Source organism: Mesorhizobium sp. ES1-3 (genome assembly GCF_020164795.1).
Classification (GTDB): Bacteria; Pseudomonadota; Alphaproteobacteria; order Rhizobiales; family Rhizobiaceae; genus Mesorhizobium.
Window position 1 is genome coordinate 18,504 of the sequence record NZ_JAIUGW010000036.1, and the last position, 14,693, is coordinate 33,196.

A 14,693-nucleotide genomic window follows, 5' to 3' on the forward strand; every position below is an offset into this window, starting at 1 on the left:
AGCACGACGGTACCGATTTGCTCTCAAGGGGACACTGTAAATGTCTGCTCAGATCATTTCATTTCCAAGCGTTCCGAGCTCCGATGGCAGCGAAAGCCAACGTGCTGCTTTGATACCTGTCCGGAAAGAGCTTGTGAGATTGGTTCGGAGCGCCGCCTTGGAGCCCAAATACCGATTTCGTGCCAAGCACGATCCTATTTATCCCGCTCAAATGGTGGATCGACTATTTGCCGAGGCAAAGCGAGCGAAAATCACGCATCTGGATATCCGCCAAGCTCTCCCGGCGAGCCCCGTATCGTGGCGGCATATCGAAAGGTTGAGGGTCGATCATACGTTAGAACCAGTTGAAGCAATCAAGAAACATCGCGGCTACATAACCCGCAAGGTTCAGCCCTACGTTTTAGTGATCGATACGCTTGCAAAGTTGATAGGCCGAGCTGCAGACGAAACGCTGTATGAGGCATTTAGAGATACCAGTTTTCTTCGGAGTGCCAGCCAAGAACTGGATAGCCCATCTGCATCCTTTTCTTCCTTGCTTCACGAGATGGGAGCGTATCTCGCCTCAACCGACGTGTTCTCGGCCTACTTCGACAGAGGTGCTAGCTGCCCCGCCTTTTTCGATCAGACTTTGGGGAAGTTTGTTGCTGGACCTTTCCCCGCAGTAGGGAAATCATTGGAAGGCAATTTTGATATGTGGCACGTCGGGTCAGGACTACCCGCAGTCAACCTCATCAGAGTGAAGCGCGGTGAATGGCAAGGGCCTCTACTCATCGAGAAGACTGCTATTGCTGGTCCCGACGCAAAATCAAGCAAAGTCGCTGAAGCGGTCAATCGGTTGAATAAGCCTCGGCGCATCGAAGATATTTCGTCGTTGAATGCCGAGGTGTGTTTGTACACCGAGATCGGACTGGCGATAGGGCCGCTGAGTAGACCGGGCGAGTTCGGACCGCTCTGGCAAACCCGATCTCGGATTGAGATTTACGTTGACGGCACAAAGCGCGCGCTCACATGCGACAGTTCCCTTACGCCCTTCGCAGCATTGCCGGAAAGCGACGACGAAGAAGGCCGATACATTTGCGACCTCTCCGACTACGCGGCTACTGCCGCGATATTGCTAAGCGACGGCTGGCACAGAACGACCGGCCTCGGTGCATCGGACTGGTCCGGAAATCCACCGCTTAATCCGTTCATCGGTCTCTGGTACGACTTCGGCCTCTATTTGAAAACGATCCTCGGCGGCGGCGACATGGCTTCCGAGCGGACGAGACCTGAATTCTGCGTCCACTGGGATCGGGTAAACGCGGAAAGCGTGTCTCAGCTCGTAGAGTTGATGCAAGAGGGTCCAGAGATCATGTTCGACCCTATGGGGCCGCACAAAGCTGAAGCGCCACGCGAGTTTTTTTTCGCAGGGAAAGCTCAGGCCCTTGAAACTGCTCTGTCAACGGGGGCGCTGGAAGACACTCTGATACTTTCGTGCAGAGAACTCTCGAAAGCGCTTAATCTTTACGCTAGGGCCCGAGAAGCCACTTTGCAAAGACAAACAGCGGCAATGCTAGCTCGCTGGCACCGGAATAACTTCCAATCAAATGACGACCAGTAAAGGGCGTATCAAATGGCCCCCTACGAGTGCGCAAGATTGCCCCAGCGAATATTCGAGAGCGAAATCGATGAGGTTCTAGCGCGAAATCTGATGACGAACAGCCTATTCGCAGTCGCCTTCTTGGAAGCCACGCTAGCGCCAAGAGCATCCAGCGTCCTCGAGGTGACACAACAGGCTGGCCATATTGGTTCAACCGGGACCATTGACCTAGATGTCAGGCTCTCGGGAAATAGGAGGCTGCTCATCGAAAATAAGATCAATGCCAAGTACAGCGTCACAGATGACGGTGATCAACCCAGCCGTTACCGAAAGACAGCTGACGTGTATCGAGGGTATGGAATTGCCTGCCAAACTGTTCTGGTCGCGCCGAGCATCTACCTCAAGGCGCGTGGCGATGTCTGCGGCTTCGATCTCAAAATAAGCTATGAGACCTTGTCCGATTGGCTCCAGGGAGATGACCTAGCGCTCGTGCTTGCCGCAACAGAGCAGGCGAGGACGCCTTATATCGGCGAAACAGTCGAAGCTAACACGATGTTTTTTAGCCAGTACGCCGAACTTGTTGCGAGAGAATTTCCTTCCCTGACCATGAAGAAGTCACCGAATGCAGACGGTGGTCGCCCCGGCACTTCGCGCTCAATCTATTTCAACGTTCGGAAGACGCTTACGATGCACCCAGGGGTTCCCCGTCCTCGCATGTCCATACAATGCTGGGAACAGGCGCAACCCAGTCCATCGGTCAAGATCATGTTGGGCAAATGGGCGTCCCTCAGTGAGCGGTTGCCGCTACCGCATAGTCTGGCCGACGTTGGCGGTTACCTACGTCCTGCTAACCAATCACTGGGCATTGCGATCGATACTCCACTTATGTTTGTCGAGCGTGCGCTTTCCGAACAACTCGCAGCTGTGCGGCAGGGTCTTGATGCCGCCGTTCGATTGCAGAACTGGTGGAAAGCGAACGAAAGCATCCTGAGAGGATGGGCTCAAATCGCCTCTAAAGGTCGGCAGCCTGGTTGACTATTCATCCCGCCAAATTACTGATCGCAGCCGATAGCCTAGCTCAACGGGAGTGCGCCAAACTCGAAGTCCGTCTGGCGATCGTAAGGGCGATGACGCTGGCCGGAAAACGCTTGTAGTGTCGTCTACGTTGGTCATTCAAACGCGAGGGGGGGTGACTATGCATACGGAGTATCGATCCGAATGGGTGGCTGCGGGCTATGACCGGCACATGGGAAGTGCAGAGGTGGTCCAGCCACCAGGAAGTGACTTCGTTCGGGCCTACTATCTTACTTCTGCGGAGTACGCGATCAGCAACATTGCCCTCGGAAGGATAAAGGTCTCCCGATTTTCGGACTTAAACGATCCATTCGAGCTGCTGGCATTGAGAGGAAACGAGCGGGACGTAAGGGACTTCAGCCGGCTCTTGCGCAAGGAATACGACAAATCCACTGGTCTCTTGTGCTTTAGCAAAAACTGGATTTCTCCGCCGTTATGGAGCCACTATGCGTCAAGACACAGAGGCATTTGCTTAGGCTTTGACATCTCACGCGCAGCCCTGGCGGACGTGGTCTATGCCGAAGAGAGAGTGACACCGTACAAGTCGTGGCCACCTTCAGACATGATCTCGGAGGATCTTCGATCAAAACTTGCCAAAACCAAATTTCAGCAATGGGCGTACGAAGCTGAAACAAGACTGATCTTCCCATTGGAGAGCGCAGTCCAAGAGGGGGGCCTGTTTTTCAAGGCATTCGGTCCTGACCTTTCCCTCGCTGAGGTCATCCTAGGCCCGCTTTGTGATATCCCACTTGCGGGCATTCGCTCACTTGTCAGCGCCGTCCAGCCAAATGCCGTTGCGTTCAGGTCTCGTCTTGCTTGGCACAGCTTTTCGGTTGTGCCGATGGAGAGCACGGTCAATTGGTAAGGACAGGCCCGCCGTCCCTCCTCCAAGCCCCGTCGCCGAGAGCCCGGCCTGGTGCTCCTTCAAAATGCCGATGATCTGTTCGTCAGAAAATCTCGATCGTTTCATTGCCTGTCTCCTCATCCGGGGAACAGGCTAACCTCAAAGCGAGGACAATTTAGGGGAGCACGTCACAATTGGTGTTGATGGACTTTGCTGTTTAGGGTCCGGCTGATCATCAACGACGACGATTGCGTGCCCATCGAAACGCAAAAAAACCGCCCCGGTTAGATCGGGACGGTTATTGATTTATGATAGAATTGGTTGCGGGGACAGGATTTGACTTTCTGTCCCTCGGCGTCGGCTCCGCCTCCTTCCACTGCCCTGATGTGAGTCAAAATGAGCTGGCCGCCATAGCGTGTTACCGACACCGTCTATTGGACATGACTGCGGACGACGATGGCTGGAAACTCCTTTTTTCCGCTGAGCAACTCGTCCTGCTCCATCACGCCGTTAAGGCTGAAAAGCCAAGCCAACGGCTCCGACATCGTCTGCTCGGGGAACCACTTGTAGAACAGCGCGGCCGCTCCGGCGCGATGTGAAAACAACTCGTAAATGCGGCGCTGCACAAACGCAAAGAGGACCATATCAGCCTTGGAGATGAGCAGTGCATACGGCTCGTACGTGAAGGACTGGAGAGGATCGCGAACGTAATCACATCGGCGACCTGCCGCTTTCCAAGCGGCAAGTTGGCCCAAGATGATCTCGCGATCTGCAAAATAAACCTTGTCCCTGTAGGTATCGCTACAGAACCACCTAATTAGATCAGTGTGGTCGCTCTTCGGACAAAGCACGTATGACGGTACGCTTGCGGCGCGATCGCGAAGTGACTTCGTCGGCTCCTTGGGCGGTTCGCGCCTTTCGAAGAGGCAATCCGATTCTAAAGCCTCCCGGCACACCGGCGGTTTGCCTAATGACCCGAGTCTCAACGCATCCACTGAGCACGCTTCTTTGGCGACACGCACGGCCGTGGAATTGTCTAAATATCCTATCTCCACGTCCCTAAACTGCCGATCCGAACGCCAAAGATACGAGACACCGGATACGAAGACGATGGGGGAGAAGACCCCTGCCTCCATCCTCTTTGGATCGTCAAGTCGTACTGTTGTTGCGTCACAAAGTACATCGATCGCCTGACCATTTGTTGATACCCGGGAACCATCAATCCCAGCAGGTCGCCGCATAGCGGCAAAACGGTTATCGCCAGTTACCGGCACCTGAATCACTTCATAGCCACTATTGTCGAAAATCTCGTAGCACAAATCGGCCAAATAACCCAGATATGGCCTTTCCTTGGTTCCTTGCTGAGGCGGAGCCAAATAAGAAAAGGGTGGAATGTCTGTTCGAAAGCCTACAACTATCTCTTTTGCATGTGTTGGCGAAACAGCCACCTCGCCGAGCAAGCCAGCCGCGCAGGCCACAGCCAAAAGGGTTGATGTCGTTCCTGGGCTGTCTCCATTGCCTCGAGTTCGTTTTGATCGAAGCTTAGCTAATCCCAGGACGGAAATAAGCACCGATAGCGGAATGACGATCAAGTCGAGTGCTCCATAAAATGCGAAACACGTCTCCAGGTACTCCTTAAGAAAAAGTATGCGCCAAACCGGCACCTCGACTAACGGCGCTATGCTGGGGGTGCACGGTGACGAAGAAGTTAAGGTCACGACCGCAGCCAAGTAGACAGCAGTAATAATCGTTATAGCTAGAGCAAGTCCAACGATCGTCCACAACCCTGGTGTCTTATCAACAGATCTGACCCCGTTGACGAAGCAAAAGCAGAACACAGCTACCGGAGCCATCAATAGATAGTAAGTTAGCGCTCCCGTCCAGTCGCCTGAACCAAAGAGGCTTTGCCGCATTTGATTGATGTTGCTCGCCGGGAGAGCAGAGTATAGAACCGCAAGCGCCATCATCCCAACGGCAGCAATCGCAAACGCCGCTAGCGCCCCAGAAATTGTTGCCCAAGTTACACTGTCGTTGATCGAGGGATCTTCTGGTGGAGGGCCGTCCACAACATCAACAAAGGCCGCGACGCCTGTCATGGGGAGCCAAACGAGCAAAAAGACTTTCAGGGTCTCCAATGCTGCAGTGGTTGCCGTCGCTTGATTCGAGAGTGGAACCGACGATATAAGTGGATGCCACTGCGCTTTGATGAAAAGGAAATATACGATAAAAATTATCAGAAACCAATACAATGGCAAGCCAGTGGCGGGCAATTCGTGCCTGTCTACAAACTTTTCGATTATACTTTTCTTAAGGCGACCAGCGCGCATCTTGTCAAATCGTGAACCGTACTCACAATATATTGCCATTATGAGCGAGAATTTGTCCCGCGCCTCTTCAAGCAAACGCGTGTTACCCAGGAGACGTTTTTCGAACTCCTTCAGACGGCCCTGTCCTTTCACCATCAGTGAGTCCGGCGTGTTGATGGGGTCGGTCAGATACTCGAAGTCTGCCAAGGCGGCTTCCGTGTCGTCGCGAACGTTCCGTTCGTACTCGATCAGCTTCCGCCGGATCTCCGGGTCAGACCATTCAACATGTTCCTTGTAGGACCACTGCACCACGGTGTTTAGGTTCTTCTCCAGCACAAGGCAGCCGCTCAACTTCGGTCCGAGCGCCGCTCTCACCCAGTTCGAGGTCGCGCGTTCGGCGTCTTCGGAAGGCGGTCCGTCAATCAACGTCTTCAGGCGGTCAGCTTTTTCCCTAAGACGCGTCGGAATGCCAACGACCTCGTGGGAGAACCGTCTCAGCCAATTCTCGGCGGGCACCAACGGATTAATGAGCGGGGCGAATCCGGAGATTCCAAGGGCAAGAAAAAGCGGCCACCTCCACGAGTCGAACTCGATCGTGCCCATGCCAATCTGAAGTCCGGAGATACTCAACTTATCAAAAAGTTGGACAATCACCCGACCGAAGAACGCCATCATCGCATAGATGAAAATCAGAGAGACACAATAGATTGCGTATGCTCGTCTCAGCGAGACACTGTCCTTCAGGTTCCAGACCGTAAGGTCTTTGAAGTCGCGGAACGCCGCGGCATTGACGTCGTACGTCGGCTCCGAAAATCGCTTCCAAGCGAACGCGCAGATGAGTGCGCAACCCGCCACAAACGCCACAACGAACTGCCAGGAGATCGCAATACCTACGAACGGAAAGTCCCGGCGGTCTCCAGGGACAAGCAGGTCAAACTGCCACAATGATTCTGGGACCGCGGATGGCCAATACGCCGAGTTCGAATACACCCCGCGCCCTTTCCTGTCATCAGCAGCTCAACATTGTTGCTGCTGCGGATTGCAAGGGCCGGCAAGCACAGTCGGGACGCCGACAAGCCAGACAGCTGTGAGAGCAAGCGTAAAAATGGCTGCAAGCAAAAAAATAGTTCTCATGGTCCTCCCCTTCCTTAAGGCTGTTTAACTGCCCGGGAGATACACGTCTTCAAATTTGCAAACGGTCTGATTATGATGCATTCCGTTTGCAAATACGTTCTCTCAAGTACACGCTAAATTAGTATAACACAAATAGCTGCACTTGGCAATTCCAAGTTATTTTCTTGAACGCGCTCACCACTGGCATCGAGCTACTTCAATACGCGGTAGCCCTTAGGAGAGGCCGCCGCCAACCTCTCCCTTTTCCACTCGGCCTGCCCCTTCGTAGGGCCACGGCGTCAGTCATACCGCAACCGCTCTTGATAACTGTGTCCAGCTGACATGCTGACAGGCTGTGGGAAGCGTATCGCAAGCTTCACAAGCTTCTGGTCCAGCTCGTCGAGCGGAATACTGCGCTGCATCTAACAAGAAGGCTCGGAAGACCAGTCGCATCGTTTAGCCCAGCATCCTTACTAGATTGGGAAGACCAGCACCTTGCGCATAAGGGTCTCGCCCCAAGTCAACGCAAGAATCCAGCAAGATCTTTTTCACTCGATCAGGATAGGCGATGAATTCTCGTCTCAAGGATAGAAATGCAGCAAGGATGCCCGACACGTGCGGAGTGGCCATGCTAGTGCCACTCATCTCGACATAAAATTCATGTCCCACGACCCCTGCCTGCCAATCGTGGCGTGCAGAGATAATCTTTTCACCCGGTGCGACAAGGTCAGGCTTTCGGCGCCCATCAGCCGTTGGTCCCCTCGATGAAAAATAGGAGACACCATACGTATGCGGGTTGGTTTTATGAACGGAGCCGACAGCGATCGTCTCCTCTAGGTTTGCCGGATCGCCGATCGAAAGATCAAGGTTGGCCTGGATGTTTCCGTCGCTCGTCGTTAGCACGGCGTAACCTTCGTTACCCGCAGCAAGACATACGATCACTCCCTGGCGCCATAGGCGTCTTAGTTCCTGACACAGCGGAGTATGGCCACATCCGAAGACGCTCGCATCAAAGGTTCCTCCCAGACTGAGGTTGATTCCTTGTATGACTAGCTGACCGGCCTCGTCATTTATTTGGGAGATGGCATCAAGGGCCTTGATGATCCAGGCGTCGTTGCCATCGCCATTATCGTTGAGAACTTTGAACCCGTAGAGCGAGGCCTTCGGCGCCATACCGGAATAGGTAATGCCTCCAATTTCAAGCTCACCGGCGATAATGCCGGCGACGTGCGTGCCGTGACCATGGCCATCGAGCGAGCTAAACGCTCCCGGTCCGGGCGACAGGCGTTTGGGAGTACCAAACTTGGTGCAATCCCACTGCGCCAGGACATTCCCATGTTTCTGGAAATGCGGATGGTCAGCACGTATTCCCGTGTCCAACACGGCCCAGCAGATTTTTCTTCCGTCGGCACCGTACCCCAGGTTGGCCGGTGCCGCTTGAACTGTGTTGATCGAGTCGGTGATCAAGGCACGCTTGGCTGAGTTGCGCCATATACCATCGATGCGAAGGTCGGCGTAGAGAGACCGCAGCGTCTCCATCTCAAGTCGTGTCAGTCTGGCAGACACAAAGTGGCTAAGTTTTTCGATGGCGGCATCCTCAGGCCGCCCGCCATCCGCCTCAACAAGCTCTATGATTTTCTTTTCAATGTCCGCGGCGAGAACACTCAGCACCTTTGGATTGGTGGGATCGGGTGCCTTGTTGTCCCCGGCGAGTTGGATCAGCGTCGCGTGCCGGTTCTGCGGCAGTGAGTCCTCGATATCTGCAACAAGATCCTTCGCGATAGCAAAAGGTGCAATCGCTTGGTGGAAACCTGCGCCGACTATGCTCCTGACCTCGGTCCTTACGGCATACGTGCGGAGATATCCCGTTGCGGAATGCGGATGGCGCGGGGAGTCCATGTTAATGCCAATGCCGTGGATATCGACGATATCCCCGCCTTGAATGTCATCTCGCAGCCGGACGTCAAATGACACGGGATCGAGCCTATCGGCTACGTTGATCCACCGAACGACGCAACGGGGCGCCTCGAGTCGGCCGCCTGCCCAAGGCCGCATAATGTCTTGGATCTCAGCCAGACCCAAAGGCGAACCCATGGTGACGAAGAGAGGAACTTCAATCTTGGTCGGGTCGAGGCGCCGCAACACGTCGTAGGCGATCAAAGAACCCTGGGAATGCGCAATCACGATGAACGGACCGCCTCCTGCCGACAGGCGATCTAAGAGGGCGCGCTCCATCGCCTCTCGCCGTGCTCTATCAAATAGAAAATCATTCGCATCGCGCAGGAGGGCAAGCGTGAGTTGGCTTGTTACTTGGCGGCGCAGAAACGCCGGCAGCGGCAGGACCTTTGTCGTTAGCCCGAGCGCCGACCGGTGATCTCCCCCTCCCCCCTCTGCCGATGCGTCATGGGAGCGTTCGTATAGCTCCGTGGCAATAGCGCGCAGTCGAGCTTCACGATCTGCGCTCCCATTTGCCAGCGCCTGTATCTCCCGTTCAAAGACGGTATCGTCCGAGGCTTGTTCACCGCGAGCCAAGGCCATGATCGCCTGTGTGGAGGCCTCGTCGTCCTCAATTTGTACCAAATCACCGGAAGCGCAGGTAGCATCCAGAGGAGTCGGATAGAAGTCCCTATTTACCCAATATGCCATCCGGCTGCGGTCGCCGAGCTGAGTCCCAAAGAGCGCGGTATCCCACTGGCATTTGAGAACCGAAGCTTTCGGCTTGTTGCCGATGCCATGTACGTAGACAATGGTGTTCGCGCCCTGTGCGGCAGTTGCTCCTGGCGCAGCGTCCTTGGCACCGGTGGCACGCAGTTCCAGCGGAGGTTCGGCCGCAATGGAGTCGTCGCCGGGCTGCGGAATTCTTCGTTTATTTGACCCGATAACCTCAGCATGCACCGTCGTGTCGTCGCCAGGCTGCGGAATTCTTCGCTTGTTTGAGCCGATAACCTCGGCATGTACCGTCGTGTCGTCGGTTGGTTGACGTACTCCTTTCGAATCGCCTCTCGTGGTGTTGCCCTGCGGTGCTTTTGCCGGCCGACTAGCAGACTTGCCCCCCGTGGTGGTGTCACCGGGTTGAGGGATTTTTTTCTTCTTCTTCCCGATTACTTTTATTGTTTTCCGATTGCCGACTGAATCGCCATTGCCCTCGCTCACCTAACGTTCCTCCGCCTAATAGCCGCGGTGCTCAGAGCCTTCGGCGCGGAATGCAACCGTTCCGTCGATTGACCACTGAACTAACCAAACCACTCTCGTGCGTGCAGTCCGACGATCCTCACCGCCGCGTGACTATCCGCAAATCTGGAACAAGACTGAACAGCCACTGCAGCGTGGGGATTGTTCCGACGACTCCATAGATGCCGCCGCGACCGCAATCGACACCAGGCTGATCGACGATGGCTCGCGACGTAATGCCAACGAGAACCCGTGGAACTCTATCTGGAAGGAACGCCGGGCCGCCACTATCGCCATTGCAGGTGTCAGCGGCTTCGGATTGCGGGGCCGGGTCAGAAAGCACAAACTCGCGGAAGCGCGAGCAACTAGTACCAGCAAAGCGGGATTCGGTGCAGGTGTATGATGCAACCGGGACTTCGTTGGAGAAGGCTTCGCCGCTCGTCAAATTTGTCAGCGAGTTTATGCCGTAGCCAGCTACCGTCAGCTCGGGTGGCGCCATTTTAAGGAACGAACGCGCAAGAAGGATGCGGGCGAACTGCCGGTAGCCAGGGTTCACAATGTGGTCTTCAAGAATCAACACTGCAAAGTCATTTCCAGGCAGCGTCTGCCAACTGCGGGCGTCGGGGTGAAGCACGATGCCTCGCACAGGAATGAGGATCTTAGATCCAACATCGGCTCCAAAGCCAACGATCGCCCGGCAGGGTGCCGGACAGTTCAGGAAGCAGTGCGCAGCGGTGAGGACGCGATTTTCTCCAATGAGAACCCCAGTACACGTAAAGGCGGTTCGACCCGTCGCGGCCTGAGTGATTTTGATAAACACGGTCGAAAACCCATCTGGGTCACAGACCGTCTCACCTGGGAAGACGTCACTGGAATCGATGCGGCCGCCGGAGCCCCCGGGGTCACGACAACGATCAGAAGCGGCTGCCGCTGCTACATGGACAAGGTGTGCCGTGTCATCCCACTGTTCGTGCGATGCGGCGATCGACCGAAACTGCTCAAATGCATTGACTGAGGTCGGCGCCAAAGAAAGCAGAAAAACCCATGCCCAAATCGCCAATCTGCGTCTCGTCTGGTACTGGAAGCGATGGCGCGCGGGGAGCATTACGTCCCACCCTTGATGAGGGCACGACAATCGGTAACTGCAGCGCCGAGATTTGTTTGACAGATCGCAAGGTCGTTCGATCCCGAGTTGTCGACGGCACCAAGCGACCGAGCTCCAGCGGCGATGAAATCGACATTGCTACGCACGAGACTACCACCTTGCGTGCTTCCTCCTTGCTCAACCTGCAGCTTCAGCAATTCGTCCTGGCGCTGTAGCAACGTGGTTTCCGCTTGGATTTTTGCTGCCTTTGCGTTTGTTAACGTGGCATTTTGATTGAGAGCTTCCAGTGGTATGGCGAGAGCAATCTTCACTATTTTTAGTCCAGCGGTGGACAGCGCGAAGAGCTCGCTCGGCTTGTTCACGTGAACCTTGGTCAAAGCGCCACTCTGGAACGTCAGCTCGACCTTCTTCTCAACAAATGCCGCGCGGTCCACCGCAACTTGGTAGACCTCTGATTTGTCAAACAGCGTTTCATTGCCAACAAAGACGGGGTTCCATCCCGCCCTGTCACGCCGGTAGATACGCACTGGCTCTGGAGTTGGTTGCCGGTAGTAAATGCCAGGCTGGTTGAGCAGGTGGCGAGCCGGATTGTCGTAAGCAACGTGTGACGACGGCATGGTACTTGCTGCCCCGGACTTTGGACAGACTCCTGAACCAAACGTCGCTTCTTGGCCCACAACAATGCAGTATCCGGCTTTGGCGAGGCCTTGCCGCACATCACCGGCTTCAGTCGGATCAAGAGGGTCATAGCTAGCCGTAAATCCCCCTACGCCGGGGATTTGAGCGGGTAGCGACCGCAATTCACTTGGTAACGGCGCGCCGGCGGTCCCAATTGTGAATACCGTTTCAGCAATATTCACGGCAATGTCGCCGGATCTGTCTTTCGCAGTCGCGCTGACAGACTTGAGAAGGCCATCCTCCGCAACCTCGGCAAGAAGGTCGTCGTCTGAAAATGCGCTCGACTGATATTTGAATTTCATCCGACCGCCCGGGTCGGGCTCGGTCGCTTTGGTAACGACTAAACTCGTCTTATCGGCTTTCACATTGAAAACCGTTCGCGGAAGGCTGTACGCCGCTTCCGCTTGCCGAGCTACGTGAGCTGGTTCACTGAGGTCTCCCGACGATGATACGACCGAACAGGCTGCTAGCCATGTCCCGATGCCAGCAACGGCTATCGGCTTAAATCGATATGGGCCAAGGGTCGGCAGTCTCGGATTATACATCAGAGAAGGCCCTTCGGTCGTCAACAAATGCCACCTGCACACCCCGCCTCACCAGCAACGAATGCTCAATCCCCAACACCTTTCTGACACTTGTCAGCGCGGCCTCGTTCACCTCGATATAGGCCACGATGTACCACTCGCCGTTTTCTTCCCTGGCCATGCCCAGAGGCTCGGCTCGCCACTTCAGCGCGCCGTGGTGGGGCATAAAGTAGGTTTCTTGGACACCACCGACCGCGCTTAGGCCCTCGTCGAGGGCGTATTCCATCACCGCGCAGCAGAGTTGGGTCAGCGTGCCTCGCAGGCCGATCGAGCGTTTGTCGGGAACGACAAAGGTGCGGGTCCATTCGGCCCAGTCGGGGCGTCTCGGCACACCCGATTTTTCGCACATGTGAGGAAAAACCTCGGAGACCATGTGCGGCTCGCTCGTTGGGATTAGTCGAGCCGAGGTCACGACGCGGCCCTCTTCAATGCCGAGCAGATAGGTCGCTGCGTCCGTATCGAACTGGTCTAGTTCGCGACCGTCCGGGCTTGGAGGGCGCCAGCGTTTTTGATCCACGAAGAAGTCGTGCCGCCGGCGTAAAAACTCGTCGAATTCGCTCTCGTAGAGATATTTGTTCTGCGCATTGACGACATGAACCGTAATCATAGCGCGATCCCCCGATCGTTCTTTGGGGGAATAGTTGCAGTCGTCCTAATGGACGTCACCTGTCCGATCGGACAGTTGACACACCTAAGGATGGATCAGGCGCCTGCGCACGGCTTCAACGACAGCCTGAGTGGTCGTGGCGACCCCGAAGGCGCCCCGGGCCCGCGTAGCGTGCCATTTGACGGTGCGTTCCGTCAGGCCAAGGATCTGCGAGGTCTCCGACGAGGTCTTACCGGCCGCGGCCCATAGCAGGACTTCCTTTTCTCGGTCGGTTAGCGGGCACTCGCCGTCTCCATCGTCACCCAACAGCGCCTGGATGGTCATGCCGGCGTAGACGGCCATGGTGACCAATTGCACCTGCTGGCGCGGCGACAGCTTACAAGCCTTCGTGGACGAGGCGAATGACAGCACGGATTGCCAATGATGAACGCTCAGCATCGGCACAGCGAAGCCGCTCAAAATGCCGAATTCTGTCGCCTCGCCGGCGACGCGCTGCGAGGCTTCTGTTCCGGACCACTTTGCCGGAACATCCGACCAGAGGAAGGGCTTCAAGGTCTTGGCCGAATAGATGCAAACGCCGTCCACGGCAGCGTGCTCGGCCTCGACATAGCGTTCGAACCAGCCTTTGGGCCAGCCGTTCAATTCCACCATCGGCGCGAGCTTCTGCCCGCCGAGGGGCACGCCGCTCAAGATTAGATGCTCAAATCCGAGATTTTTTACTGTGTCCAGCAAATCACTCAAAAGCGAAGTTGTCGTCGCGTGCTCCCTGCAACGCTCGACGAAGTCGAACACATCTGCGTCGATCATGCCAGAGACCCCTCTCCCGCATGATCTATGTATAGCCCATTTTAGCCACTTCGAATACACAATAGCTGGCGCCCGAGGCACAAAAATGCTCGCGCCGAGACTATTCCAGCGCGCCCTGCAGGAACATGCAGGTCTCGCCGCCGGAGAACGCCGTGGCATACGAACGCGCGGCTCGTCAGCCGGTAATCCGCGTAGACCGCCCTGCTTCGGCCAAGCTGTCACCACGCCTCGACCAGTTGCCCTTCGCGCAGTTACAGACCGCGCTTGCTGGACCCGCCGGAATCTGACTCCGTTTTTCTGGTTCGAACCCAGATCCCCCAGTCGAATTAGATAGTCTCTGGAGCTTGGGGGCGGCGACGGCAATCTCACAGTATCCGCTGGTGGAATTTCTCTCGGCATTGCTCAAATTGCGGTATACGACAAATGGGGGGCGAGCTTTATCCTATCGCAGGAGCTGATACTTGAGCGACCAAAACGAAGCCCAAACGGCAGGTCTCGTCGGGCTGACTGCAGACATTGTCTCTGCCTATGTCAGCCAAAATCCATTACCCGTCGGTGGATTGCCAGATCTGATCGCGTCGATTCATTCGTCACTGACAGGCCTTGTTCAGCCGAATGTGGCTGAGCTACCGAAACAGGAGCCAGCCACCAATCCAAAACGGTCGGTAACGCCGGACTACATCATCTGTCTCGAAGATGGGAAGAAATTCAAATCACTGAAACGGCATCTGGCGGTGGCGTCAGCTACAGCGCGGCCATCGCGTGGCTTAAGCGCGTCGAAGAGACTGGCAGTGCTGCGCCTCGCCAGGTCGGCGGCTACAAACC

10 protein-coding genes are annotated in these 14,693 nt (G+C 55.7%); 4 read left to right on the forward strand and 6 right to left on the reverse strand.

All coding sequences use genetic code 11. The features are described 5' to 3' along the window. Window positions 1-40: 40 nt before the first annotated feature. From LB536_RS29310 to LB536_RS29320, 3 genes are all read left to right on the forward strand, one after another. Window positions 41-1,600 (forward strand): hypothetical protein, encoded by a 1,560-nt coding sequence (locus tag LB536_RS29310; RefSeq protein WP_224598610.1) that lies wholly within the window; start codon window positions 41-43, stop codon window positions 1,598-1,600. A gap of 90 nt (window positions 1,601-1,690) precedes the next feature. Then, a complete protein-coding gene (locus LB536_RS29315; RefSeq protein ID WP_224598612.1) occupies window positions 1,691-2,614 on the forward strand; it encodes a PD-(D/E)XK nuclease family protein in 924 nt (307 codons plus the stop codon). A 160-nt stretch (window positions 2,615-2,774) separates the two neighbouring features. Next, window positions 2,775-3,518, forward strand: a complete 744-nt coding sequence (locus LB536_RS29320; protein ID WP_224598614.1) for a DUF2971 domain-containing protein — start codon at window positions 2,775-2,777, stop codon at window positions 3,516-3,518. Window positions 3,519-3,928: 410 nt separating this feature from the next. Here the strand turns inward: LB536_RS29320 and LB536_RS29325 are convergent, their stop codons facing one another. The 6 genes from LB536_RS29325 to LB536_RS29350 form a co-directional block, all read right to left on the reverse strand. Continuing rightward, window positions 3,929-6,793, reverse strand: a complete 2,865-nt coding sequence (locus LB536_RS29325; protein ID WP_224598617.1) for a hypothetical protein — start codon at window positions 6,791-6,793, stop codon at window positions 3,929-3,931. Window positions 6,794-7,372: 579 nt separating this feature from the next. Beyond that, window positions 7,373-10,069, reverse strand: a complete 2,697-nt coding sequence (locus LB536_RS31270; protein WP_224598620.1) for a S8 family peptidase — start codon at window positions 10,067-10,069, stop codon at window positions 7,373-7,375. 118 nt (window positions 10,070-10,187) lie between these two features. Continuing rightward, window positions 10,188-11,147 carry a trypsin-like serine protease gene (locus LB536_RS29335; protein ID WP_224598623.1) on the reverse strand — a complete coding sequence of 320 codons (960 nt, stop codon included), beginning with the start codon at window positions 11,145-11,147 and terminating at the stop codon, window positions 10,188-10,190. A gap of 44 nt (window positions 11,148-11,191) precedes the next feature. Then, a complete protein-coding gene (locus LB536_RS29340; RefSeq protein WP_224598626.1) occupies window positions 11,192-12,172 on the reverse strand; it encodes a hypothetical protein in 981 nt (326 codons plus the stop codon). 235 nt (window positions 12,173-12,407) lie between these two features. Then, a complete protein-coding gene (locus LB536_RS29345) occupies window positions 12,408-13,061 on the reverse strand; it encodes an acyl-homoserine-lactone synthase (protein ID WP_224598628.1) in 654 nt (217 codons plus the stop codon). 84 nt (window positions 13,062-13,145) lie between these two features. Next, the gene (locus tag LB536_RS29350; RefSeq protein ID WP_224598630.1) at window positions 13,146-13,868 is read right to left on the reverse strand and encodes a LuxR family transcriptional regulator; all 723 of its coding nucleotides are present in this window, start codon (window positions 13,866-13,868) and stop codon (window positions 13,146-13,148) included. 461 nt (window positions 13,869-14,329) lie between these two features. On the opposite strand from LB536_RS29350, the gene LB536_RS29355 reads away from it, so the two are divergent. Further along, a partial coding sequence (locus LB536_RS29355) for a MucR family transcriptional regulator (protein ID WP_224598632.1) occupies window positions 14,330-14,693 on the forward strand: 364 nt, incomplete at its 3' end.

What these genes read in the sequence shown, in the direction of transcription:
- LB536_RS29310 (WP_224598610.1), top strand. Translation starts at nt 41, where the DNA reads ATGTCTGCTCAGATCATTTCATTTCCAAGCGTTCCGAGCTCCGATGGC.
- LB536_RS29350 (WP_224598630.1), bottom strand. Translation starts at nt 13,868, where the DNA reads ATGATCGACGCAGATGTGTTCGACTTCGTCGAGCGTTGCAGGGAGCAC.
- LB536_RS29315 (WP_224598612.1), top strand. Translation starts at nt 1,691, where the DNA reads ATGACGAACAGCCTATTCGCAGTCGCCTTCTTGGAAGCCACGCTAGCG.
- LB536_RS29320 (WP_224598614.1), top strand. Translation starts at nt 2,775, where the DNA reads ATGCATACGGAGTATCGATCCGAATGGGTGGCTGCGGGCTATGACCGG.
- LB536_RS29340 (WP_224598626.1), bottom strand. Translation starts at nt 12,172, where the DNA reads ATGAAATTCAAATATCAGTCGAGCGCATTTTCAGACGACGACCTTCTT.
- LB536_RS29345 (WP_224598628.1), bottom strand. Translation starts at nt 13,061, where the DNA reads ATGATTACGGTTCATGTCGTCAATGCGCAGAACAAATATCTCTACGAG.